This window comes from Ulvibacter sp. 2305UL32-6 (genome assembly GCF_058148545.1).
The window spans coordinates 86,177-110,586 of the sequence record NZ_JBYVKA010000006.1 but is presented as its reverse complement, the minus strand read 5'-3'; the positions used below and the strand labels follow the sequence as shown (position 1 = coordinate 110,586).

Here is a 24,410-nt window from a genome sequence, read left to right as displayed (position 1 = left end):
TTTATATTTATTTAGGAAGGATTATTGATCTTTTAATCTACCACCTTTTAATGGCTTGGAACGAAGGGTAAACTTTCTCCGCTTTGGACGCAACTTACCAAATGTTCCTAATATGATCTTTCCTCTTTTAGTTTTCTTATCTCCTTTTCCCATTATTTTTTGTTCTGTTGTTCCTTAATAGTTTTAGAGTCAAAATCTACCTTGTTTGTGATTTGATTGATATTTCCAGTAGGGTTGGTTGGATGCGTTTGTTCTGTCTTTCTTTCAAATTTCCTTTTCATATTATTTCCTTTTAAATTAAGTCTTAAACTAAGGTTTTTAAATCATAATAAGTATTAAGGAACTACTAAACTCAGGTTAATGTTAACGAATGCTTCTTATAAAATCTTTAATACCGGCTACTCCATTGGTTGTTATTGTTTTGATAAAGGCACTACCTATGATCGCACCTTTTGTATTTTCTGTAGCTTGTTTAAATGTATTTTTATCATAAATTCCAAAGCCTACAATTTGTGGATTCTGAAGTTTCATAGCTGCGATACGTTGAAAGTAACTTTGTTGCATTTCGCCAAAACCTAGTTGTGATCCCGTGACACTTGCACTACTTACCATATAAATAAAGCCATTTGATGCAGCATCAATTTCTCGAATTCGAGTTTCGGAAGTTTGCGGGGTGATCAAAAAGATATTCGTCAATCCGTATTTATCGAAAATAGCTTTATAGTGCTCTTTATATTCCGCAAGCGGAAGGTCCGGTAGTATGAGTCCGTCGATCCCGATAGTTGCACAGCGTTTACAGAATGCTTCCACTCCGTATTGTAAAACAGGATTAAAATAGCCCATGATGATCAAGGGAATCGTTATGGTTTCACGAACGTTTTCAAGTTGGTCAAATAGTTTTTGAGTGGTCATGCCATTTTGGAGTGCCTTGGTTGAACTCGCTTGTATGGTGGGTCCGTCGGCTAGCGGATCGCTAAATGGGAGTCCTATTTCAACCATGTCAACACCACTTTGTTGTAATGCTTCTAAGATAGACATGGTATCGTCAAGATCTGGATAGCCAGCGGTAAAGTATATAGATAGTACTTTTTTACTGTCTTTGAGTCTGTTCTTAATTCTATTCATTTTCCTAGCTTCGCGTTAAGGATTGAGTAATTTGTTTGAGCTCTCACGCCAAATGCGTGAAGCGAGTTACGAAAGCCTGACCGCGCCTTTGGCGCGGTAACGCCCTCTTATAAATTAAAATAGTCGATATATGTATTTAGATCTTTGTCCCCGCGACCGCTTAGATTGACAACGACCACATCTTCCGGTTTAAATTTTCGGTTTTCAAAAATGGCTAGGGCATGACTCGTTTCTATGGCGGGAATGATGCCTTCTAGTTTGCAGAGCGCAAGTCCGGCTTGCATTGCTTGCGTATCTGTGATTGAAATAAATTCGCCACGACCGCTAGTAAACAAATGCGCATGCATGGGTCCTACACCCGGATAATCGAGTCCGGCGGAGATTGAATACGGTTCTGTGATTTGTCCGTCTGGCGTTTGCATGAGCAGCGTCTTGCTTCCGTGGATGATACCCACCTGACCCAAGGCTGAAGTTGCTGCACTTTCACCGCTATAAATGCCTTTTCCAGCAGCTTCAACCGCGATGATACCAACATCTGTATTATTGAGATAATGATAATAGGCACCTGCTGCATTGCTTCCACCACCAACGCAAGCCACCACATAATCTGGATTTTTACGACCTTCCTTTTCTAAAAGTTGCGTTTTGATTTCTTCGGAAATAACACTTTGAAACCTTGCCACCATGTCGGGATATGGGTGAGGACCAACCACGCTTCCAATTATGTAATGGGTGTCTGTTGGATTATTGATCCAATCACGAATTGCCTCATTAGTTGCATCCTTAAGTGTTTTGCTTCCGCTTGTTGCTGGAATTACCGTTGCACCAAGCATTTTCATACGGGCTACATTAGGCGCCTGACGCTCAATATCGATCGCTCCCATATAAACAATACATTCGAGTCCCATAAGCGCGCAGACCGTGGCCGTTGCCACCCCGTGTTGTCCGGCTCCGGTTTCTGCTATGATACGATGCTTTTTGAGGCGTTTGGCCATTAGAATCTGACCAATGGTGTTGTTGACTTTGTGCGCACCTGTATGACAGAGATCTTCGCGTTTTAAGTAGATCTTCGTTTTGTATTTTTCTGAAAGCCGTTTTGCAAAATACAGGGGTGTTGGTCGGCCTACATAATCTTTAAGCAAGTCTCTGAACTCTTTTTGAAAGTCTGGCTGCTGCATGATCTCGATATAGTTCTTGCGGAGTTCCTCAACATTGGGATAGAGCATTTCTGGTATATAGGCTCCTCCAAATTCACCGTAATAGCCTTGTTCGTTTGCGTGGTACATGCTCGTTGATTTAATAATTTAATGAGTTATTATATTTTAAGTGTTTTTATTATTGCTCAAGTTGGAGCATAAACTTTTTTAACTTTTCTATTTCCTTAAATCCGGGCTGTCGCTCAAACTTACTATTCACATCAATAGAAAAAATAGGTAGATTAAAGCGAAGCAACGCTTTGATTTTTACAGTTTCTTCAATTCCAATGCCGCCGCTTAACACAAAAGGTGTTTGATAGGGATAATTTTTGAGAATATCCCAATTAAAAGTGTAGCCATTTCCACCGTATTTTTCTCCTTTGGTGTCAAATAAATATTTATCAACGATGGTTTCAAAGGGGGACAAATTTGAAAAATCAAATGTGTCGTTATCCATACCAAAGACTTTCCAAAGTTCAATTTTAGAAGAGATGAAAATATCGGTTTGTTTTAGTTGCTGGCAAAAATTCGCGTCTTCTTGTCCGTGTAATTGTACCACATCGAGTGCATAGTGATGTGTTTTTTCAATGATATCTTCGATCGTAGCGTTAACAAAAACCCCAACTTTTTTGATCTTGTTTGGCAGAATGGGTATTTCTTCAGAAAAATATCGCGGACTCCCCTGGTAAAATATAAAGCCCAAGTAATCTGGTTGGAGCGCTGCTACTTCCATCAAATTATATTTTATGCCACAGATTTTTAGCTTTAATTTCATTACAAGGCTGCTATAAAGTTTTTCGCGATCTCCCCTGGCTGGGTGCTTTTCATAAAATGTTCACCTATAAGAAATCCTTGATATCCGTAGGATCTTAATTCTTTGATCGCTTCAATACTGCTAATTCCACTTTCAGAAACTTTTACAAAATCGGATGGAATCTTTTCTGAAAGCTTTTTGCTCGTTTCCAGGGAAACTGAAAAAGTTTTTAGATCGCGATTGTTTACACCAATCATATCTACCGAGGAATGCAATGATTTTTCTAATTCTAACTCATTGTGAACTTCCAAAAGCACATCTAATCCTAATGATTTTGCGAGTGTTGAAAATTCTTTCAATTCTAAAGGTGATAAACAGGCCGCTATTAACAAGATCGCATCAGCGCCATAAGCCTTTGCTTCATAGATCTGATAGGTATCAATAATAAACTCTTTCCGAAGTAAAGGGACTGAGACTAATCGTCTTGCCGACGCAAGGTCATCTAATGATCCACCAAAGAATTTTTTATCTGTTAAAACTGATATTGCGGCTACCTCGGCTTCTTCATAGCCCAGCACAACTTCAGTTAAATCTATGTTTTCATTAATGATCGATCTGCTGGGAGAGCGCCGTTTGTGTTCGGCGATTATACCGTTTGAGGAAGCTTGCAGTGAGTGGGTCATCGAATAACAATCACGTTCAAACCAAGGAGCTTGTTTTAATAATGAAACTGGAAATACGGCTTTACGTAAGGCGATCTCGTTTTGTTTATATGCGGTTATTTGATCTAGAATGTTCACGATGCAGGGTTTATTTTTAAGTTGAATTTTTCTTCGGAAATTTTATAGACTCAATTGCTTTAATTTGTTTAAACTTTGTAGCGCCCGACCATCGGCTAGTGATGCCTGTGCCCGTTCAAAGCCTTCCTGAATACCGCACTGCTCAACAGTATGTATGGCAAGGGCTGCATTCGCACAAACTACATTTTTTTGTGCTTCTGTCGCTTTCCCTTGTAAAATATTCATAAAGATAGAAGCAGCCTCAGGGATTGTATCTCCGCCAAAGATTTCAGGAGCGGTGATCTTTTTACATCCAAAATCGATTGGGTTTAACTCTTTTTCGCTCTGTTTTGAGATCATCTTGGCAGCACCGGTAAGCGAGATCTCATCATAACCATCCATAGCATGAATTATCGTATAGTTTTTTTCGCTTTTTTGATAGAGATAACCGTACAATCGCGCTAGTTCTAAATTGAAAATACCCACCAATTGATTCTTCGGAAAAGCTGGGTTAACCATGGGTCCGAGCATATTAAAAAAGGTCTTTACGCCTAAGTCGCGCCGAATAGGAGCAACATGTTTCATAGCAGGATGAAATAGAGGAGCGTGGAGAATGCAGATTCCAGCTTCGTCTAAACAACGCTTCAAAAAATCGGTTTCGTTGCTAAATTTGATGCCAAGCTGCTCTAGAACATTACTACTTCCACTTACTGAAGATACCCCATAATTTCCATGTTTTGTTACCTGCACGCCCGCACCGGCTGTCACAAAGGAAGCGAGAGTTGAGATATTAAAAGTGTTTTTTCCGTCACCACCTGTTCCGCAGAGATCGATGGTGTTAAAGTCATTAAGATCAACGGCCAAGCACAATTCAAGTAGTGCATCTCTAAAGCCTTCAAGTTCTTCAAGGCTTACCGAGCGCATCATATAGACTGTTAAGAAAGCAGCGATCTGACTGTGATTATATATACCTTCAGAAATGCTCACCACGATAGAATTCGCCTCCTTTTTCGAAAGCGTTTCATGATTGATCAATCTGTTTAAAACTAGTTTCATTTTGCAATATTCTTTGCGTTATCAGCGTGATTTAACTCTTGATCCAATTTTGGATCATCTTTTTCCCGTTTGGCGTAAGTACACTTTCGGGATGAAATTGTACTCCACGAAGGTCGTATTCGCGATGGCGCAATGACATTATTTGTCCGTTTTCATCTACAGAAGTAATTTCAAGTGCTTCTGGGAAACCTTCCGAAGAAACCACCCACGAATGATAACGACCCACCTCGATTTCTTTTTCGAGATCTTTAAAAAGCGGCTCATCATCAACTAAGATCTGTGTAGTAGTTGCCACTCCATGAAAAACTTCCTTTAAATTAATGAGCGAGCCTCCAAAGACTTCGGCTATAGCTTGCTGTCCGAGACAAACACCTAAGATTGGCTTTTTACCCGCGTATTTTTTGATAACAGCTTTTAATAATCCTGCTTCCTCAGGAATACCTGGGCCTGGCGAAAGGAGAATCTTGTCGTACTCTTCACAGAGTTCAAGTTCAAACTGATTGTTTCGCACTACATGAACTGTACAGTCAAAGGCTTCAATATAGTGTACCAAATTGTACACAAAGCTGTCGTAATTATCAATAACTAATATTTTCATATTTCTTCGGCCAATTCGAGCGCTTTTGTTAGGGCGCCTAGTTTGTTATATACTTCTTCTAATTCGTTGTCTTCATCACTATTTGAGACCACACCTGCCCCGGCTTGGTAATGCAGCGTATGATCTTTGCTTACAAAGGAGCGAATAATAATGGCATGATTAAAGTTTCCGGTGAAATCCATAAACCCAATTGCCCCACCATAAAACTCACGATTGATATTCTCATATTCCTCCAATAGTTGTAAAGCGCGGTGTTTTGGGGCCCCACTCAAAGTCCCCGCCGGAAAAGTATCAGCAACGATCTGTAGGGTAGAGGTTTCTTTGTTTTTGGTCGCGGTTACTTTGCTTACGAGATGGATAACATGTGAGAAAAACTGTATTTCTCGATAGGTTTCTACAGTTACATTTGTTCCGTGTCTGCTCAGATCATTACGAGCGAGGTCAACCAACATCACGTGTTCACTATTTTCTTTGGCATCGGCCGAAAGTTTTTTGGCGAGAATGGCGTCTTCTTCATCATTTCCAGTACGTTTAAAAGTTCCTGCAATGGGATGGATCTCTGCCTGATCTCCTTTTATCACAAGTTGTGCTTCTGGTGAGCTTCCGAAGATCTTAAAATTTCCGTAGTCGAAATAAAACAAATAGGGTGAAGGGTTTACGCTGCGAAGTGCTCGATATACATTAAAATCATCGCCTGAAAAATCTTGCATAAAACGTTTACTAGGCACCATTTGAAAAACATCACCTCGCTGACAGTGTGTTTTACATTTTTTGACGAGTTCTTTAAAGGCCTGATCGTCTAGATTCGTTTTGCGTTCTCCCTTCCGAAGAAAAGGATATTCAGCGAAATTTTTAGATCTTAATAGTTGTTCGATGTCCGCTATATTATTTTCCGACTCAAAACAATGCGCAAAAATATATGCTTCATTATTAAAGTGATTGATGGCAATAATATTTTGATAAACTGCGTAATAAATGTCTGGAATTTGTAACGTGGCCTTCGCTTTTGAAATGGTAATATCTTCAAAATACCGAACGGCATCGTACGAAATATAGCCAAAGAGTCCGTTGTTGATGAATTTTAATGCTGAAGTTTCTGCTGAAAAAGAGCTAGCGAAATTTGTTAAAATCTCGGGGACAGAATGCTTTTGGTTTAACTCATTTGTTTCAAGGTTTGTTGTGGTAATTTGTCCATCTGGGAACTTTTGAGTTACAAGCTCATTGGCTATTTCAATACTTGCAATGGGGTTGCAGCAGATATAGCTGAAGCTATTGTCATTGGCATGATAATCACTACTCTCTAGAAGTAAGCTATTCGGGAATTTATCACGTAACCGCAAATAGACAGATACTGGTGTTAGCGTATCGGCTAGTAATTTTTTAGAATAGGTTTTTAAGTTGTACTTCATAATTCAGAAAAAAATTCGAACATATTTTGCTTGTTTTTAAAACAAAAAAAAGGCTTGTCGTGTTAGACAAGCCTTTTATATGATTATATACCAAAGTGACTTCGCTCACGACGATCGACGTAAGGTTTTCCACCACCAAGTATGTAATTTTAATGTTTTCATATGCTGGGGTCAAAGATACGCATGTAATTGAAAATGACAAATCATTTCCGAAGTAAAACAACGAAACAAAGTTTTGGCACAATTTTTATTCCTATAGCGATATGAAACGTGAACATATTTATCATTTATATCGAAGAGCGGGTTTTGGAATACGCCCAGAGGAGGTTGATGCACTGCAACATTTGACTCTTGATGCTGTTGTGGATGATCTTTTGATGGCTTCTGAAAATCCAACACTTTTAGAACTTGATCTTACTATTTATGACCGATATTTTAAAGAGAATCCCGAGCCAAAGTATCCAGAATTTAGGCAATTTGTAAAGTCTTGTAATCATTTATTAAGAACTTTCAATAGCGAGTGGGTTCAACGAATTTGCGATCCAACCGAAGCTTTGAATGAACGAATGACTTTATTTTGGGCTAACATATTTAGTTGTGAGGATGAGACCGTTAGCTATATACAAACCTTTAATAATGTGCTCAGGAAAAATGCTTTGGGAGATTTTAAGGAATTGACGAAAGCAGTTTCTAGAGAGCCTGCAATGATCCGGTATTTGGATATTTCTAAGAATAGTAAAAAAATGCCCAACGAAAATTTTGCTCGTGAGTTAATGGAGCTGTTTATGTTGGGAGAAGGGCATTATACCGAAAGAGATATAAAGGAAGCTGCACGGGCCTTTACCGGTTATGCATATCATCTTGATGGGAGGTTTAAATTTCGAGAAGGAGCACGTGATACAGCCGATAAAAACTTTTTCGGATTTAAAGGGCCAATGGATGGAGATACTGTGATCGATATCATAGCTCAGCAAGAGCAGTGCGCACGTTTTATTTGCACAAAAATGTATCGCTATTTCGTCAATGAAAAGCCTCAGGAAGAGCATATCTCTGAAATGGTCTCAGTTTTTTATCCGTCTTATATGATAAAAGATGTGATGCGTTTTATGTTGAAGGCACCGTGGTTTTATGAGTCTACAAATATTGGTACAAAGATAAAATCTCCGATTGACCTGTTTGCTTCCATTTATAAGATGGTGCCGTATAAGATCGTAGAAGACAACGATGGTATTTACGTACAGGAGTTATTGGGTCAGGTTTTGTTGCGTCCTCCCAATGTAGCAGGTTGGCAAGGAGGAAAAAACTGGATAGATACAAATACCATGTTACTACGCTTAAAATTACCTAGTGTTTTATTAGGAGATGGATATATTCCATTTTCGAAAGGAAGATTTGATGCTAAACGAAAGCCATTTGCAGATCATATAAAAGTGAGAGTAGGGTGGCAGCAATTTCAAGAGGCATATGAAGGTGCAGATGATGCACTGATGATAGAAGCCCTTTTTGCAACCAAATTAATTGAAAATACAAGAAAAATGATAGCTAATTTGGAAGCTGTTTCGGAAGCAGAACGTTGCTTGCAATTAATGTCAATCCCAGAATTTCAACTAACATAAGCGTTATGAAGAGAAGAAGCTTTTTAAAGAATTCAGCCTTGGCTAGTAGTCTGTTTATGGTGCCTAGCTTTGTGAGCGCTATGGACGATACTTTGTTTACTACATTGGGTCGTAAACGACTTGTGTTGATTCAATTGCACGGAGGAAACGATGGGCTCAACACTGTGATTCCTTATCGCAACGACATTTATTATAAGAGCCGGCCAACGCTTGCAATAAAAAAATCGAATGTACTTAAACTCAATGATGAGCTTGGACTTAATAAAAATTTAAAGCCCTTACGGAAGTTGTTTAACGCGGGAGAGCTTAGTATTATTAATAATGTTGGATATCCCAATCCCAATCGATCACATTTTAGATCTTCAGATATTTGGCAAACGGGAAGTGCTTCGCAGGAGGTTTTGCACAGTGGTTGGATTGGACGTTATTTAGATACCTTCGGCAACAAGCCTTATGATGCCATAGAAATTGGCAAATCACTTTCACTACTTATGAAAGGAGATACTAATAATGCAGTAGTTACAAAAAGCGCCAAGGATCTGCATGCCATTGCTGATGATCCGTTTTTTAATAAAATAGTAACGTCATATCGCGATCCTCATTTGAGTGAACATAATATGGGCTATTTGTATCAAACGCTTATTGATGGAAAACAATCGGCTAACTATATTTATGAGAAATCGAAAACCAAAACGTCATATCGTGATTATGGAAAATCGGCTTTTGGAAAACAGTTAAAAACTATGGCCGAATTTATTAACAGTGGCATAGACACTAAGGTTTATTACGCGTCTATGGGTGGTTTTGATACTCACGCTAGTCAAAGTGGTAGGCAAGACAAGCTCTTAAAAACATACGCTCAGGCAGTGAGTGTTTTGGTTGAAGATCTTAAAGCGAATGATACATTTAAGGATACAATTATTCTTACTTTTTCTGAATTCGGTAGGCGCGTGGCGGAAAATGCCGGATTAGGTACAGATCATGGCGCGGCTAATAATGTTTTTGTCATTGGAAGTAAGCTTAAAAAGCCAGGTTTGTTTAATAATGCTCCCAGTTTAACCAATTTAGATTTAAACGGCGATATTCCGTATGAGGTAGATTTTAGAAGTATATATGCTAATATTTTGAATAATTGGCTTGAAGTTTCTAATGAAAAAATACTTTCTGAAAGTGTGGCTCCTATTCATGTGATATAAAAAAAGCCGCATTACGCGGCTTTTTTCTAACTAAGTGGGCTGATTAATAGTTTAACGTAACTTCAAGTTCAAAATCATCGCTGATCGTTTTATCTCCTAAGTTGTCGAAAAAACTACCTGAACCATAACGTACACCAAATTCTGTACGATCTATAGTTACATTTGCCGTGGCCATGGTATCATCCACTTCCATATCAAATTCAATTGATTTAGTGATCCCTTTTATTGTAAGGTCTGCCGTTACCAAATACCCGTCATCTGTAGCTTCTGTACTCGTAATGGTCAGGGTGGCAGTTGGGTGATTTGCTGTTCCGAAGAAATCATCACTTTTTAAATGCCCTTCTAATTTTTCCTTTCCTTCACCAGCTTTTAGGTCGTTTACTGTAATCGAGCTCATGTCGGCTACAAACATCCCTCCAATAAGTTCACCATCTTCCATTTCTAGATAACCTTTGCTTAGATTGATGGTACCGTGATGCGACCCCAAAACCTTTGTCCCCGTCCATTTAATAGACGATGTTTTAATATCAACCTGTTTTGAATTGCTAATTGTAAATGCGGAAGTGGCTACTAAAACAGCGGCCAGAACTACTAATTTCATTTTTTTCATGTTTTCTTTTTTTAAGTTTATTTATGTGTTAAATGTTCGTAAAGTATCGAGCAAATGATTGAGGTTAATAAGTTGTTCTTCAGACAAGTTGCTCAATGTTTTTTTATTGTTTTGGTCTGTTATTGGATCTAGTTCTTTTAATAATGTTAAACCGTCTTGGGTGATGGAGATCTCAACCTTACGGCGATTTTGCGGGCAAACTCTACGCTCGGCCCAACCTTTCTTTATTAGTTTATCTACAAGTCGCGTGGTATTGCTATTGCGATCAATCATTCGTTCTTGAATAGTTGATAAATTGGCAGGTTTGCCATTTTGCCCTCTTAAGATTCGAAGTACATTATACTGCGGACTGGTCAGGTCGTACGGCTTGATAATCGCTAAAAATGTTTCTTCTAAAACACGAGCTGTATACATAAGATTGATCACCGTTTTAGTGGTTAAATCCATTTTTTGTGTTGACTTGATGACCGAATCTATATCCATTGTTGTTTCTACAATATTTGTAGGTACAAATGTATACGAATTTTTATATCTGAATTGATTTTTAACGTTTTTTTAATTGTGTTGAGCGGTGCAGGCTTGAGAGGATAGCCAAATATGTGTTAAAGAAGCTTATGTTATGAATTGGGCTTATTATTTTTAAGCCATGAAGACCTTCGGAATTTTATTTTGTTTAGTCGCATTGATGAGTTGTAAAGAAAGAACAACGGATATTGCTGAAAAGCAGATGAGCACAACTGCTGTGGCGGCTTCCGAAGTAAAGAAAAGTCCTATTCCGATCTATAATTTTTCGGAATTAGAACCCCTTCTGAACAAACACAATGACACCACCTATGTAATCAATTTTTGGGCGACATGGTGCAAGCCTTGTGTAAAGGAATTGCCTTATTTTGAAAAAGTAACTGAAACGTATTCCAAAGAAAAAGTAAAAGTTATTTTAGTGAGTTTAGATTTTCCCGAACAGCTTGAAAAGCGTGTCATTCCTTTTCTTGAGGAGCACAAACTGAAAAGTGAAGTTTTATTACTGGACGATGCAGATGCCAATAGTTGGATCCCTAAAGTAGATTCGACTTGGAGTGGCGCTATTCCGGCTACGGTTATTTATAAAAATACAAACAAAAAATTTGTAGAAGGCTCTATGAGTTATTCCGACCTTGAAACCTATTTAAAAACAATCCTTTAAATATTATTGTACTATGAAAATTTCAAAAATCTATCAATCGCTTGCCATGATATTTGCGGTTACCTTTCTTTTAGTGAGTTGTAAAAATGAAACCAACGAAAAAGAGCCGATGCAGGAAGCGGCTCCTAAAGATATGGCGGTGAAGCAAACTAGAAGTGCAACAGCTGTAGGTTACGGTATTGGTGATGTGGCAACCGATTTTAAATTAAAAGATGTCGATGGCAAAATGGTCTCTTTAAGTGATTATAAAGAAGCCCAAGGATTTATTGTGATATTCACTTGCAATACGTGTCCGTTTGCTGTTGCGAGCGAAGATCGTATCATAGCTCTAGATGCTAAATACAAAGAGAAAGGCTATCCGGTAATTGCTATAAATCCAAATGATCCTAAAGTTCAACCCGACGATACTTATGAGCTGATGCAAGAAAAAGCAGCAGATAAAGGTTTTACTTTTCCATACCTATATGATGCAAATGATAAAGTTTACGCGGCATATGGTGCAACAAAGACACCTCATGTTTATTTGCTGAAAAAAGAAAAAGGACTCAATATTGTGAAGTACATTGGAGCTATTGATGACAATGTACGAAATGGAGATGCTGTAAAAGAGCAATTTTTAGCAAATGCAATTGATTCTTTATTGAATGGTAAAGAGGTTGAGGTTAAAGAAACGAAAGCGATAGGCTGTTCGATCAAGGTATAAACAATTTTTTTTATTATAGAAAACCGATGGGTTCCGTAATGGAAGCATCGGTTTTTTACTATTTTTACGAAAAATCTTTAAAATATGGATATAAATCAAGACCAATGGCGTGAAAAACTCGCTGAAGATGACAATGCAGTAATAATGGATGTGCGTACCTCATACGAGATCGCCGAAGGGTATATCCCAAATGCAATGCATCTAGATATCATGAATGGGGCTCAGTTTATAGAAAAGGCGAAGCAACTTGATACTTCAAAAAACTATTATGTGTATTGTAAAGCTGGTGGTAGAAGTGCTCAAGCATGTGCGATTTTAAACTCCCTAGGTTTTAAAACGACCTATAATCTTATGGGTGGATTTTCAACTTGGAATGGAGAAGTAACAGAATAATTATGAATATACAAACCGTATTTTTAGCCTTAGGAATGATAGTGATCTCATTATCGGGATGCAATGACACTAAAAAGCAAGTTGTCAATGACACAGCAACGGTCACAACGGTACAGCAAAAAACAAAACGTGAAATAATTTCTTCGGAAAAGCTTAAAAGCGTTCTTGCTGAAAGCCCAAATGTACAGTTGGTAGATGTACGAACAGCTTCAGAGTTTGAATCGGGTCATTTGGCAAATGCCATAAACATCTCTATCACGGATGGTGATTTTGAATCTCAAATAAGCAAACTGGATAAGACAGAACCTATTTATATTTACTGCAAAAGTGGCGCTCGAAGTGCTCGTGCTTGCAACGCCATGGAAGAAATGGGTTTTGTTGAAATGTATGACCTTAAAGGAGGAATTACCTCATGGAAAAGTGCTGGACTTTCTGTTGAATAAAATGGTTGTCTTAATAAAAATGTTAAAGGCTATCTTCGGATAGCTTTTTTTATTAATGAAATTAACAGATTGATTTATATATAGTTAAATACAAGCCAAACTTTCTTTTCTATTTATATTTTCAGAAATAGCCTCTGTATCTTTATGTAAGTAATAAGAGTATCATGAAAAACGAAGCACAAATAGTACAGGAAGAGATGCGTAAATTAATAGCCCGTAGTTGCATTACGGTACCTGTTTCAGGAAGTAGTTATTACCGTTTTCACAGATCGCTATTAAAATTCTATTTTGGTGTTGCAGATGTAACCATCAATTATGATTCATGCACAATGACCTTATGGCATTCAGAAAATGTTGGTAGGGGAGATGTATATGAACTTTCTGAAGTCAAAGGACGAAAAATATCGTATACAAGCTTAGAGGAAACTTTAAAGGGTTGCCTAGAATCTGGCGAGCAGCAAATACATTTTTATCGCTCTATGCTGTTTCATTATAATCATGTATCTGAACCTTGCGATAACGAACAACGAAGCGCGTAGGAATTAACTTTGAGAATCAATAGACCGCCTTTGGGCGGTTTTTTTTGTCTAAAAATTTAGAAATTAAAATGCAGCAGCAATACTTTTTTTATTAACAGTAATACTTTTATATTTGTGAAACAATGGATAAACTTTCAGTACATATTGTTATAAGCGATGCTTTGTATACTAAAGATCCTGAGTCTTCTGATCTAGGGCGAAATATTATTTCAAAAAGTATTGAAATGATCAACGAGTTGGGTTATGAGTCGTTTACATTTAAGAAGTTGGGCGTTGTTATAGGGTCTAACGAAAGTTCGATATATAGATATTTCAGCAGTAAACATGCACTTCTTATATACCTAATTAGTTGGTATTGGAGTTGGGTTGAATACAAATTAGTATTTGCAACAACCAATATGGCGACTCCCGAAGAAAGATTAAGAGAAGCTATTAGAATAGTAACAGAAAATGTAACTGAAGATCAGGCATTTTCTAATATTAATGAGGTGTTGCTTCATAATATTATTATTTCCGAATCTTCTAAAGCTTACTATACAAAGGACGTGGATACCGAAAATAAAAAGGGCTACTTCAAAATATATAAGCGAGTAGTACAGCGCGCTAGTGATATGGTTTTAGCGGTAAATCCAAAATTTAAATTTCCACATATGCTGATCTCTACTGTGATTGAAGGAGCACATCATCAGCGTTATTACGCAACCCACTTACCCTCATTAACCGACGCAGAGAAAGGAAAAAATACAGTTGTCACATTTTACACCGACCTGGTACTAAAGACCATCAGTGAATAGAAGGTTCCTTTATATTCAGAGCTGTGAGCATGTATGTTTTGCTAATCAGCTCGTACTATGAGGAGCTCTTAAAATAATTGAAATTTATTGACATGAAATTTAAAAAATACTTTTTGTTACTTCTTCTAATGACAGTTTTACCAATATCCAGTATTGCGCAGGATAGTAACTTAGGAAACTGGCTTATTTATATTGGTAATAAGAAATTAGACACCAAATGGAATCTTCATCACGAAGTTCAATATCGAAATTATAATGCTATTGGGGATCTTGAACAGTTGCTCCTACGAACAGGTATAGGCTATACTTTTAATGAGAATAAGGGGAATCTGCTGCTGGGTTACGGATATATTCTTTCTGAAAATTATGTTGGAGACACCGAAGAGAAGATCTCGGTAAATGAGCATCGTATTTTTCAACAATTTATTAGCAAACAAGATCTTGGTCTTTTAACCTTGCAACACCGCTATCGCTTCGAGCAACGGTTTGTTGAAGACGATTTTAAGATGCGATTTCGCTACTTTTTGGGAGTTCAGCTTCCTTTAGGACAGAAACAGGAATCACCATCGAAATGGTATCTTTCGGCTTACAACGAGATCTTCCTAAATACCGAAACAGCAATATTTGATCGTAATAGGTTGTATGGTGGTTTAGGCTACCGACTTAGCGCTGCGATTCGTATTGAAGCCGGTTATATGAATCAATTTTTTGAAACTGACGGGAGAGACCAAGTAAATATTATCACGTTTGTGAGTTTCTAAGGAAATAGGATCATGTTTTTTATTATATCATGTAGAAACGAACCGTACTTATAATTACTATCTTTTAATTTAAGCAATCGGTTTTTGTGCATCTTCGATTTCTGTGTTCAATAAGAAAATGAATAAGAAAAACAAGAGGCGGGATTACCTTCGGTGATCCCACCTTTCCAATGTTGCAAATAGAAAGCCTCGGATTGCATCCTCGTTTCATTATTTTATTCCGAAATTAAAGCAAGCTTTAAATCTTCATAAAACAATAAAACCGCGCCTTTAGGCACGGCTTTCTGAGTGTCGTGGAGCCGGAGGGATTACCTTCGGTGAGCCCGCCTTTCCAATGTTGCAAATAAGGAACCACGCAGCCGTCGCTGCTACTATTTTATTTTACTTTAAAACCTTGAGCGAGCTCGGTTTTTTGTAAAACAAAAAAACCACACCTTAACGGTGTGGTTCCTTGAGTGTCGTGGAGCCGGAGGGATTCGAACCCTCGTCCAAACAAGCAATAATATTGCCTTCTACATGTTTAGTTTTCATTTAGATTTTCGTGAGATTGCCGGTCGAAAACTACCAACGCACCCCTTAACTTCAATTTGGGTTTCGCAAGCGCATCAAAGCCCTGCGCGAGCTAGGTTTACTTTTACGAAGTCACTATATCAAAAACCGTAAACCAAGGTGTTTGAGTGACTTCCTGCTTGCCTACCTTGTAGGCCGAGGCATTATCCTACTATAATTCGGATTATGCAGCTAGGGCGTAGTTATTCTCGCCGTTTAAAAAGTGTGAAAAATGAGATTTACGAGCTGTTTCCCAGCGCTCGACATGCTTACAATACCATTAGACCCGCTGTCAAAACCAGTCGGCCCCATTTCAATGAACTATGATCAAATACCCATGATCATTTTTTGGGCGTTCCCACGCTTTTAGCGTGGTCAGGCTATCCGTTTCAATCTGCTTTGCAGGATTTCCACTTCTATCCTTAACGCGCTCCATCGCAAAAGCGCTGGAGCATGGCACTTTCTAAGGCATTCGCCATAGAAAGTGTAGGCAAAGATACAAGAATAATAGTATCTTTAACACCCAATAGAATCACAAAATCCGTACCAAATGTCAGTAACCTTTGCTATCATCAAAGAACGTAAGAATCCGCCAGATCGTCGTGTCGTTTTTTCACCTCAAAAGTGCCAAGAAGTCTTAAACGAATTTCCAGAAGCACGAATTGTGGTAGAATCTTCCGATATCCGCATCTTTCCAGATGAAGCATATAAAAGCGCCGGATTGGAAGTAAAAACAGATGTTTCCGAAGCGGAAGTCATGCTTGGTGTAAAAGAAGTGCCTATCGATTCGCTTATTCCGCATAAAAAATACTTTTTCTTTAGTCACACCATTAAAAAACAACCCTATAATAGAAAGTTGTTGAAGGCAATTCTCGATAAAAAAATTGAGATGTACGATCATGAAACGATCGTAAAAAAGAACAATGCGAGACTCATCGGTTTTGGTCGGTATGCCGGACTCGTAGGGGCATACAATGGCTTTAGAGCGATGGGGATTCGAGATGGATTGTTTAACCTTCCGAAGGTAGAAACCTTATCTGACCTCAAAGCCGTAAAAGCTGAACTTGATAAAATAACCCTTCCGAAGAACCTAAGAATCATATTGTCTGGAACTGGAAAGGTGGCCAAGGGAGCGCATGAAATCTTGGAGCATCTCAAAATTCGTGAGGTGACCGATGAAGCTTACTTGAACCAAACCTTTGATGAACCAGTATATTGCCTTATTGATGTGACTGAGTATAACAAACGTAGAGATGGCAAGCCTATGGATAAGATGGCATTTTATAAGGATCCTTCAGGTCATGAAAGTGATTTTATGAAATACGCCAAAGTGAGTGATTATTTTATCGCAGGCCATTTCTACGGAAATGGTGCTCCATACCTATTTACACGAGATGATGCTAAACGTCCCGATTTTAATATCAATTTGATCGCAGATATTTCGTGCGATGTTGACGGACCGGTGGCAAGTACACTCCGTGCTTCCACGATAGCCGATCCTTTTTATGGGTATGACCCAAAAACAGAAAGCGAAGTTCCGTTTGGCACGCCAAATTCGATTGCTGTTATGGCGGTAGATAATCTTCCGTGCGAATTGCCTAATGATGCAAGTAAAGGTTTTGGAACCATGTTTATCAACAATGTTATTCCCGCTTTCTTTAATGGCGATAAAGACGGTATTTTAGCACGCGCACAGATGACCACCAAGCAGGGAACACTTACCGCTCGTTATGCCTATTTACAGGATTATGTCAATGGCGAAGACTAAGCTGGATCATCATGATCTCTTTCCAAAACTGATTAGGTAATAAGGGATTGTAAAATATATTTGGAATATGAAAAGCAGAACAATACTAGTATTGTTCTGCTTTTTTAATACATCAAACTGTATAGATAACAAGATTTAGCTTGTTACCACAATATTGACGAAACCGCTAATTTATCATTAATAATCCTCGTTAGGCTCTCCTGGTAAAATAAGCGCATCTCCACCTCTTGTATAATCATCATGTTTAATAATTTTACTGTGATTTTGCGCGCTGGGTAAGGCGATTAGATCTTCAGTCGGACTAGAAAAAAACGTTAGTAATAAATAAAATACATACGACATAATTAAAAATTTATAGGTTAATTTATTTAAATGTAGGTTAGTAATTGCTTTAACGACAAGAATCACTATTATTTCTCATAAGCGTTTAGGCTGCTTTCATATTCGCCTTGTATTACCATTTATTTATGCTCTTTAAAAAGTAAAAGGTGTAAAAAGGCTTCAACAACCTGTGCGCAAGCGATTTATCGATGAAAATTGATTTTAATCGAATTTAATTACGTTTTATCGAAAATATCTGATTTTAAGCTATATAGGTTATGATTTTAGTAAGTAATAACCTACATTTATTTACTAGCCAAATACCTTATGAAGAAATTAGCCCCTTTTCTCGTTTGCCTATTTTTAAGTATTTCTACGTTTGCTCAAGTAGGTATAAATACCACCGAACCAACTCAAACACTCGATATTAACGGAACATTACGTGTTCGTGGTATCAAGTCTTCCCAAGATAATCTTAATGGCCCAGAAGCCATTAGGATCGTAGGTATAGATGATGAAGGCAACATGGTAGAAGTTGATGTGGCCGATAATATCATTCTTGAAAACAATCAATTATATGCTATTAATAACAAGGAAAAGATTAGTGATCCGTTCCCGATCAATGTTCCTCTTATAAGTAATGTTAACTTAATAATATGGCCAGGGGAACCCAATGACGACAAATCAGTAATACGAATTACAAGTTTATTAGGTGATACGGCTATTACGGGAATTGTTGCAGGGCAACCGGGTCAAGTGATCTCGTTGTACCCAACTGATGGTGATCTATATATTTACCCAAATAGTATACTTTCGTTACTTTCAAGTCAAATTTTAAGTGACACCAACACAGTCATAGTAGTTAAGAGATATGAAATGATTCAATTGATGTATGATGGTACTTTTAATAAATGGGTTGTTAAGTCGAAATAATTCAATATAAACTAGCCAAAAAAATGCGCCTTTGTTAGGCGCATTTTTTTTTGACTACAGCAGCACAAGGGTTACATTATCAGACTTATTATTGATCCGTATCTAATAACTAATACTCAAGTAATGATATAAGGGTCAAGTAGAAATTATGATGCCTTGGTGATCTCAACAATTAGCCCATATGCCCTTATTGTATGCTATTTTAAAGTTTTGTAGACATTTGGATTAAACTTCTCCATATAAATTTCAGGTTTCGTCAATTTTGTAAATCCGTATTTTTTATAAAGCCAGTCCGCAGTGCTAGTCAATAAAATCCATCGTCTCAAATTTTGTAATTCTTTATGTTCCAAGATTACCTGCATAAGCCATTTACTCAGGCCAAGTCCACGGTATTCTTTTAAAATAAAAATATCGCCAAGATATGCGATTGTAGAAAAATCGGATATCACTCTGGCGTAGCCAATTAGTTTTTGATCTAAGTAAACACCAAAATTTAGGGAATTATTAATAGACTTTTCAACCTTTTCATACGTGATACCATTGCTCCAGCCAGATTCGTTGGTCAAAAAGTTATAAATAACTACTATGTCCAACATTTCTTTGTCTGTTGAAATCATATAACCACTTTTTATTTTTTTAATGATTTCCATACTGGATTCATTTTTAAAGATCAGGGCAATACTTATAATTTTAGGTGCTTTTGTAAGATGGCGATAAAGATCTCGTTAGTGTAGGGCTTAATAATAAAATCGTTCATAAGGCTGTGTGCGTGCTCTCCTGTGATCTTTTCTAGTTCTACAGCGGTAAGAGCTAGAATAGGAATAGAATCGTTGAATTCACGAATAGCTTCAGTGGCTTCAAATCCATTCATTTCTGGCATGTTAATATCCATCAAAATAAGGTCTAGAGTTTCACGTTTTGTAATTTCTATCGCTTCCGCTCCACTTCCTGCCACAATAGTTTTTGCACTGTAGATCTCTAGAATTTTTTTAGTAACCAATTGATTGATCCTATTGTCATCAACAACAAGAATTGTTTTGTCTTTTAGGGCTGATTTTGTTGGAGCAGATTGAAGTGACGTTCCTTTTGAAGTTGATGGCGCTAAGTCGTAATTTATTAAAAAGCCAACTTTTGTTCCCTTGCCTAGGGTACTTTCTAAGTGAATTACACTTTGATGTAAATCTAACAGTTTTTTTACGATAGGGAGTCCGAGTCCCGTTCCTTGTTTTGCTTCTCGTGTGTTTGCTCTTGAAAAGGCATCAAAAATGTATTGCTTTTTTTCTTCTGAAATACCTATTCCATCATCTTCTATTTCAAATTGAAGCGTAATTTTTTCTGAAGTACGATCCACTTCAGTAACCGTGACTTTAATAGTTCCATCATTGGTGAACTTGGAGGCATTACTAAGCAAATTAATTAGAATTTGAGATAGTTTTACATTATCTCCAACAAGTTGCTTAGGTATTTTCTCGTCAATTGAAACAATGTATTTATTTGGATTATCGGTATTAATAAAACGCGAGGTTTTTGTAATATTTTCAATTAAGGTATGCAGATTAAACTTCGATTTTTTTAATGATTCCTGATTTTGGGATCCAACATTTGTAAGCTGCAGCACATTGTTGATCAAAGAGAGCAGGTAATTGGCTGAAAATTTTAAAGAATTTAAATTTTCATTATGTCCTTTAAGATTTTCATCTTTCATTAAAATGGAGGAGATACCAATAATACCATACATAGGTGTTCGCAGTTCATGCGTAATGTTTGAAAATAAGACATTTCTTGCTTCGGCTAACTCTTCACTACGTTCTTTGGCTGCCAAGTATTTTTTATTCTTATCAATAACGTCAAAAAATAATTTTCTTCGTTTTCGATAGGAAATAAATAGGATGATCGCCGCTGCTAATAAAATTCCAGAAGCAATTTTGATCCATAAGATGGTAGTTTCTTTTCTAGCGGCTTCTTTATTGAATTCATTTTGAAGCTCTTGTGCACTCAGTTCTTGTTTGTATTGATCCAATTTAAACTTAGCTGTCACTGTTTCAATGGCTTGTATTTTGTCGGTTTTATATTTTTCAGCCTTGAGCGAATCGGTTTTCTTTATAAGATTATATGCTGTTTTGTAATCGTTGGCTTTTTCATAAGCTTCAGCCAAATATTCATTTCCTTGAATAACACCTTCGGTATATCCAGATTCCTCAAAAAGCTGAATACTCTTGGATAAAAAAGTAATGGCTTTCTTCGGATTATTGTTTGAATGAGCTAATCGGCCTTCTAAAAGGTTAACTCCCGCAACATATGGTTTCGCTGTTTGATCAGTGACATATCTTTTGGTTTGATCGAGAAAGTATTGTGCGTCTGTTTTTCGTTCGGCATTTAAATTTAATTCTGCAATATTATAGTTGAGGATATAAAGATGTGTTGTGTCAGCAAGTGTTTGTGCTAGAGGTAATGCCTTCTTATAAATAGCAATAGCGGGTTTCTCTTTTTCTTGTAACGCATAGAAATTACCCAGATCAATTTCTGCAGTAATCACACTACGGGCGTCGATATATTTTAAGTCTTCAGAAATAGTGTCAATTGCCATACGGGCCATTTGGATCTGCTCAGCTTCTTCGACAGCTTTTGAAAAGATCTTTTTTGCCTGTAAAGTATCTTCAATTTTTAAAAATGCATTTCCTAATAAACTGCTAAGTCGGAAGTACGATTTATAGTCTTCTACTTCTTTGGCTAGCACTCGTGCTTGTTCGCCAATTTCGATAGTTTTATCAAAATTGTTGCGGTAAAACTGTTTCCGTGTAAAGCGAACTAATGTGTCAACACGTTCCCATTTTATTTGAGTTACGGTTTTTTGAACACTGTCGTTGGTCACTCCTACGTTGTTTTGCGCTGTAATAAAACAGCCGCTGTAAAGAGACAAAAGAATGATAATAACAAGAGTTCTCAAGAGTGATATGTTGTATGTATTGCTAATATAGCTAAAATAAGAACGCTTAGCAATTGTCTATTTTAAGATATTACCTCTTTTCTAATACAATAAGATCTTGAGTTTGGATTTTAATAATACTTTCGAAAAATGTTTTTAAAAATTCGTAAGCTTCTGCTTTATAATAAGGATTCAATTTAAAGTTATAGCGCATTTGAATATTGCCATTCGCTTCAGAATAAACAACAGTACATAAGGCTCCATCGGCCAATTTTATCGATTTGTTTTCAGGTAATGCTGACACCGAATACTTTTCATTCAAGTCAATAGCAATCAAATAAGTTGTGGTAATTGGAAAACCAAAATCGATAGGATAACTGCGATGTTCTAGGGTAAAGGGGTTTTCCTTAAAGAAGGTCTCAAAGAAATATGGATTTAGATAGATCTTATTGTCGATGACTTCATTCGTTATATTGACCGAATAATTGATCTTAAGAGGTTCATCGAGCTTGATTCTATTTACTATGTCTCCGTTTTCTATGGTTAGGCTTTCATTATTTTTTTCTTTATTGGCGAAATATTTAGTTTCGGTTTCTTCATCTATTTGATTTCTTTCTTGGAGGGCCATATAACCGGTTGTAACTTCTTGTACGCTTCCCTTAAACGCATCATTTTCTTCAGCTTTTAATTGTACATTGACAAATTGTAAATTTTTTGCATTTGGTGTAATGTTTTGCCAATAGCTACCGTTTTTAAAATCCATGACACGACCAAAAATATTTAAAAGTCGAAACGGTAAAATCCCAAACGGAGCATTTTTGTTCGTTGCATCCAGTAAATACTCTTGTTTCCCTATTTTGAGTATTGCAATTGCATAATTAAAATCGGTCAAAATAGGATAGGCACGAGATGGAAGTGCATACTCACGTGTAGAAAGCAACATAATTTTGGCATCTAAATTAGTCGCTTTTAGTGCGTTGATTAGTGAAATATTAATCTCACTACTATTTCCTTTTCCTTCTGAAAATGCATCTCGAACGCGAATATCAGAAAAGATACGTGTGTTCCCATTCCAAGTATAATAATTTTGAATAAACGAATAAACAGCTTTGGCTCGTTCAAGATCGTCTTGTATTTGTATGATCTCTTCAGGCAATTTTCCTTTAAAAAAGTTTTTATTATTAAGCTGGCCGCCCATATTTTTATCACTCTCAAATTCATTGTCAACATCTTTCCATGTTTTTGAAAAGATACTCCGACTCCCATCAAAACCGATGGTTTTTTGAAGTTCGTATTTTATACTCGCCTTATAATTTTCCGACGCGAGCATATACGATTCTTCTTTAAAAGCAGGAATATTGAACATTGCATAAATAGCGTGATCACAGTCGGCACTTTGTAAAAGACCATCTATATGTAAACAGTTCTTTAAAAGTGTTGATATTTTGATATCCAAAGGCAGTGAGCCAACAAGTTCTCTTTTATAGGTGAAATTTCCAGGTATTTTTGTTTCTAACTCACTATATAAAACCGGTAACGAGCCTTGAAAGACCCAACCACTTAGCCCAAAAAAGTAAGGCGATTCTATACGATACGTATATTCTAAGATACTTCCGTCCTGCACATTGGGAAAAGCAAACTGTTTTCTTTTCCAATACTGATTGATATCGGTTTCGTATACAGCATCACTTGGTACATAGGTTTGATTAATGCCATTATGAGTAATAGCCTTTAGTTTTGTGATTTTTTCTCCGCTATTACCATTTCGCTGCATGGGAATAAAAACTTCGGTCTGATCAAAGCGTTTGGCATCAATCACTTTTGTCTTTACGTAAACTTCCTTGACAAGCTTTAAAGAACCATTGATCATTTCTGTAAAATATGTTCCTTTTTCAAATAGAACAACACCCGAAGCCAAAGGGGCTTCCGGATAATTTTTCATACTGATTTCAAATTGCGAGGGTTTTCCAAAAGTAGAAACCACACGTTGTTTGTCTTGGGCGGCTACCGTTTGAAGAAAGAAGAAGATAATTAGAACAAAAGTTAAGTGAATTCGGACCATACGTATATGTTTACAAGGATAATCGTGAAAAATACATTAAAATCTCGACATCATAAAATGTGAAAAGTATGATCTTTATTTGTTTTTATCCTACGGAAAACCAACTGACAGAAAGATAGGAATATACCAAAGCTAAAGGTAATGATCCATGCCAAAATATGTTCCGAAGGCATGCTGATCATATCCCAAACGGAATGTATTAAGTGCTGAGGTTTGCTTAAAAGATCCCAAGAATTCCATCGTAAAAAACGTCCTAAATAAATATCGAAGCCAACAGCAAAGGGTATTACAAATAGAATGTATTTGGTTGTTTTCGGAAAATAGATCAATAAAATATTTTCCATATCGTTGACCGAAACAGTGTAATAGATCAAACCACTTAGGGCGAAAAAACCAACCAAAATAGTGTCAAAAATGAGTAGGTGTCCACTGCTTAATTGCAAATGAATTGCATCTGTTATCATATAAGGCGCATTGGGTAAAAAGAGCAGCCAAAAGGCAAACGAGAGGCAAAACTGCCAAAGTTTTAACTGCTTTTTCTGGGAGAGATAAAGTGTTATAACAATTGGGATAACTGCTAAAAACAAGTTCCATACTAAAAATAGAAAGAAGAACGATTGCGTTATCTTTAAACGTAGCATCAGGAGGAACATACTTATCAAGCTTACGCCGAACAAGTAGAACAACACATTGAAC

Annotated in this window: 27 protein-coding genes and 1 other RNA gene; 11 read left to right on the top strand and 17 right to left on the bottom strand. The window is 37.0% G+C overall.

Translation table 11 applies throughout. From position 1 onward, the window contains the following. Positions 1-21: 21 nt before the first annotated feature. The 9 genes from ACY2RU_RS16545 to ACY2RU_RS16505 all read right to left on the bottom strand — a co-directional run bounded on the left by ACY2RU_RS16545 (position 22) and on the right by ACY2RU_RS16505 (position 6,917). A complete protein-coding gene (locus ACY2RU_RS16545; protein ID WP_490139591.1) occupies positions 22-153 on the bottom strand; it encodes a 30S ribosomal protein THX in 132 nt (43 codons plus the stop codon). Beyond that, on the bottom strand, positions 153-281 hold the full coding sequence (locus ACY2RU_RS16540; RefSeq protein WP_490139590.1) for a hypothetical protein: 129 nt from the start codon (positions 279-281) through the stop codon (positions 153-155). The genes ACY2RU_RS16545 and ACY2RU_RS16540 overlap by 1 nt, the downstream gene beginning before the upstream one ends. A gap of 82 nt (positions 282-363) precedes the next feature. Beyond that, positions 364-1,125 carry a tryptophan synthase subunit alpha gene (gene trpA, locus ACY2RU_RS16535; RefSeq protein WP_490139589.1) on the bottom strand — a complete coding sequence of 254 codons (762 nt, stop codon included), beginning with the start codon at positions 1,123-1,125 and terminating at the stop codon, positions 364-366. Between the two features lie 107 nt (positions 1,126-1,232). Beyond that, the gene (gene trpB / locus ACY2RU_RS16530) at positions 1,233-2,411 is read right to left on the bottom strand and encodes a tryptophan synthase subunit beta (RefSeq protein WP_490139588.1); all 1,179 of its coding nucleotides are present in this window, start codon (positions 2,409-2,411) and stop codon (positions 1,233-1,235) included. 49 nt (positions 2,412-2,460) lie between these two features. Continuing rightward, positions 2,461-3,054, bottom strand: coding sequence for a phosphoribosylanthranilate isomerase (locus tag ACY2RU_RS16525; RefSeq protein ID WP_490139587.1), 594 nt, complete (start codon positions 3,052-3,054; stop codon positions 2,461-2,463). Positions 3,055-3,095: 41 nt separating this feature from the next. Beyond that, entirely contained in the window at positions 3,096-3,875 is a 780-nt protein-coding gene (trpC, locus tag ACY2RU_RS16520; protein WP_490139586.1) for an indole-3-glycerol phosphate synthase TrpC, read from the bottom strand. Positions 3,876-3,917: 42 nt separating this feature from the next. Next, complete coding sequence (gene trpD / locus ACY2RU_RS16515; protein ID WP_490139585.1) at positions 3,918-4,910, bottom strand: anthranilate phosphoribosyltransferase; 993 nt, start codon at positions 4,908-4,910, stop codon at positions 3,918-3,920. Positions 4,911-4,941: 31 nt separating this feature from the next. Next, complete coding sequence (locus ACY2RU_RS16510; protein WP_490139584.1) at positions 4,942-5,508, bottom strand: anthranilate synthase component II; 567 nt, start codon at positions 5,506-5,508, stop codon at positions 4,942-4,944. Then, on the bottom strand, positions 5,505-6,917 hold the full coding sequence (locus ACY2RU_RS16505; RefSeq protein ID WP_490139583.1) for an anthranilate synthase component I family protein: 1,413 nt from the start codon (positions 6,915-6,917) through the stop codon (positions 5,505-5,507). The genes ACY2RU_RS16510 and ACY2RU_RS16505 overlap by 4 nt, the downstream gene beginning before the upstream one ends. 263 nt (positions 6,918-7,180) lie before the next feature. Here ACY2RU_RS16505 and ACY2RU_RS16500 point away from each other — a divergent pair, with 263 nt between their 5' ends. Together ACY2RU_RS16500 and ACY2RU_RS16495 are read left to right on the top strand one after the other, a co-directional pair. Continuing rightward, on the top strand, positions 7,181-8,533 hold the full coding sequence (locus ACY2RU_RS16500) for a DUF1800 domain-containing protein (RefSeq protein ID WP_490139582.1): 1,353 nt from the start codon (positions 7,181-7,183) through the stop codon (positions 8,531-8,533). A 5-nt stretch (positions 8,534-8,538) separates the two neighbouring features. Further along, positions 8,539-9,729, top strand: a complete 1,191-nt coding sequence (locus tag ACY2RU_RS16495; protein WP_490139581.1) for a DUF1501 domain-containing protein — start codon at positions 8,539-8,541, stop codon at positions 9,727-9,729. Positions 9,730-9,772: 43 nt separating this feature from the next. Here ACY2RU_RS16495 and ACY2RU_RS16490 read toward each other — a convergent pair whose 3' ends face one another. Beyond that, positions 9,773-10,330 (bottom strand): YceI family protein, encoded by a 558-nt coding sequence (locus ACY2RU_RS16490; protein ID WP_490139580.1) that lies wholly within the window; start codon positions 10,328-10,330, stop codon positions 9,773-9,775. Positions 10,331-10,360: 30 nt separating this feature from the next. Continuing rightward, positions 10,361-10,822, bottom strand: coding sequence for a MarR family winged helix-turn-helix transcriptional regulator (locus ACY2RU_RS16485; protein ID WP_490139579.1), 462 nt, complete (start codon positions 10,820-10,822; stop codon positions 10,361-10,363). 163 nt (positions 10,823-10,985) lie between these two features. Between ACY2RU_RS16485 and ACY2RU_RS16480 the strand changes: the two genes are divergently transcribed. The 7 genes from ACY2RU_RS16480 to ACY2RU_RS16450 all read left to right on the top strand — a co-directional run bounded on the left by ACY2RU_RS16480 (position 10,986) and on the right by ACY2RU_RS16450 (position 15,155). Next, entirely contained in the window at positions 10,986-11,522 is a 537-nt protein-coding gene (locus ACY2RU_RS16480; protein ID WP_490139578.1) for a TlpA family protein disulfide reductase, read from the top strand. Positions 11,523-11,631: 109 nt separating this feature from the next. Continuing rightward, positions 11,632-12,225, top strand: a complete 594-nt coding sequence (locus tag ACY2RU_RS16475) for a thioredoxin family protein (protein ID WP_490139595.1) — start codon at positions 11,632-11,634, stop codon at positions 12,223-12,225. Between the two features lie 84 nt (positions 12,226-12,309). Beyond that, the gene (locus ACY2RU_RS16470; RefSeq protein ID WP_490139577.1) at positions 12,310-12,618 is read left to right on the top strand and encodes a rhodanese-like domain-containing protein; all 309 of its coding nucleotides are present in this window, start codon (positions 12,310-12,312) and stop codon (positions 12,616-12,618) included. A gap of 2 nt (positions 12,619-12,620) precedes the next feature. Next, entirely contained in the window at positions 12,621-13,061 is a 441-nt protein-coding gene (locus ACY2RU_RS16465; protein WP_490139576.1) for a rhodanese-like domain-containing protein, read from the top strand. Between the two features lie 164 nt (positions 13,062-13,225). After that, positions 13,226-13,600: a hypothetical protein gene (locus ACY2RU_RS16460; protein WP_490139575.1), complete on the top strand. Its 375-nt coding sequence runs from the start codon at positions 13,226-13,228 to the stop codon at positions 13,598-13,600. 122 nt (positions 13,601-13,722) lie between these two features. Next, the gene (locus tag ACY2RU_RS16455; protein ID WP_490139574.1) at positions 13,723-14,394 is read left to right on the top strand and encodes a TetR/AcrR family transcriptional regulator; all 672 of its coding nucleotides are present in this window, start codon (positions 13,723-13,725) and stop codon (positions 14,392-14,394) included. 92 nt (positions 14,395-14,486) lie between these two features. Next, positions 14,487-15,155: a DUF2490 domain-containing protein gene (locus tag ACY2RU_RS16450; protein WP_490139573.1), complete on the top strand. Its 669-nt coding sequence runs from the start codon at positions 14,487-14,489 to the stop codon at positions 15,153-15,155. A 458-nt stretch (positions 15,156-15,613) separates the two neighbouring features. Here the strand turns inward: ACY2RU_RS16450 and ssrA are convergent. Then, positions 15,614-16,014, bottom strand: a transfer-messenger RNA (tmRNA) gene (gene ssrA / locus ACY2RU_RS16445). Between the two features lie 240 nt (positions 16,015-16,254). Between ssrA and ACY2RU_RS16440 the strand changes: the two genes are divergently transcribed. Beyond that, the gene (locus ACY2RU_RS16440) at positions 16,255-17,472 is read left to right on the top strand and encodes an NAD(P)-dependent oxidoreductase (protein ID WP_490139572.1); all 1,218 of its coding nucleotides are present in this window, start codon (positions 16,255-16,257) and stop codon (positions 17,470-17,472) included. A 177-nt stretch (positions 17,473-17,649) separates the two neighbouring features. Here the strand turns inward: ACY2RU_RS16440 and ACY2RU_RS16435 are convergent, their stop codons facing one another. Continuing rightward, positions 17,650-17,814: a hypothetical protein gene (locus tag ACY2RU_RS16435; RefSeq protein ID WP_490139571.1), complete on the bottom strand. Its 165-nt coding sequence runs from the start codon at positions 17,812-17,814 to the stop codon at positions 17,650-17,652. Between the two features lie 306 nt (positions 17,815-18,120). Between ACY2RU_RS16435 and ACY2RU_RS16430 the strand changes: the two genes are divergently transcribed. Next, positions 18,121-18,726, top strand: a complete 606-nt coding sequence (locus ACY2RU_RS16430) for a hypothetical protein (protein ID WP_490139570.1) — start codon at positions 18,121-18,123, stop codon at positions 18,724-18,726. A gap of 197 nt (positions 18,727-18,923) precedes the next feature. On the opposite strand, the gene ACY2RU_RS16425 is transcribed toward ACY2RU_RS16430, so the two are convergent. The 4 genes from ACY2RU_RS16425 to ACY2RU_RS16410 form a co-directional block, all read right to left on the bottom strand. Beyond that, positions 18,924-19,376, bottom strand: a complete 453-nt coding sequence (locus tag ACY2RU_RS16425; protein WP_490139569.1) for a GNAT family N-acetyltransferase — start codon at positions 19,374-19,376, stop codon at positions 18,924-18,926. A 32-nt stretch (positions 19,377-19,408) separates the two neighbouring features. Next, a complete protein-coding gene (locus tag ACY2RU_RS16420; protein ID WP_490139568.1) occupies positions 19,409-21,673 on the bottom strand; it encodes an ATP-binding protein in 2,265 nt (754 codons plus the stop codon). Between the two features lie 70 nt (positions 21,674-21,743). After that, positions 21,744-23,714 carry a DUF3858 domain-containing protein gene (locus tag ACY2RU_RS16415; RefSeq protein WP_490139567.1) on the bottom strand — a complete coding sequence of 657 codons (1,971 nt, stop codon included), beginning with the start codon at positions 23,712-23,714 and terminating at the stop codon, positions 21,744-21,746. A gap of 50 nt (positions 23,715-23,764) precedes the next feature. Next, the gene (locus ACY2RU_RS16410) at positions 23,765-24,355 is read right to left on the bottom strand and encodes a DUF1361 domain-containing protein (protein WP_490139594.1); all 591 of its coding nucleotides are present in this window, start codon (positions 24,353-24,355) and stop codon (positions 23,765-23,767) included. Positions 24,356-24,410: the final 55 nt, after the last annotated feature.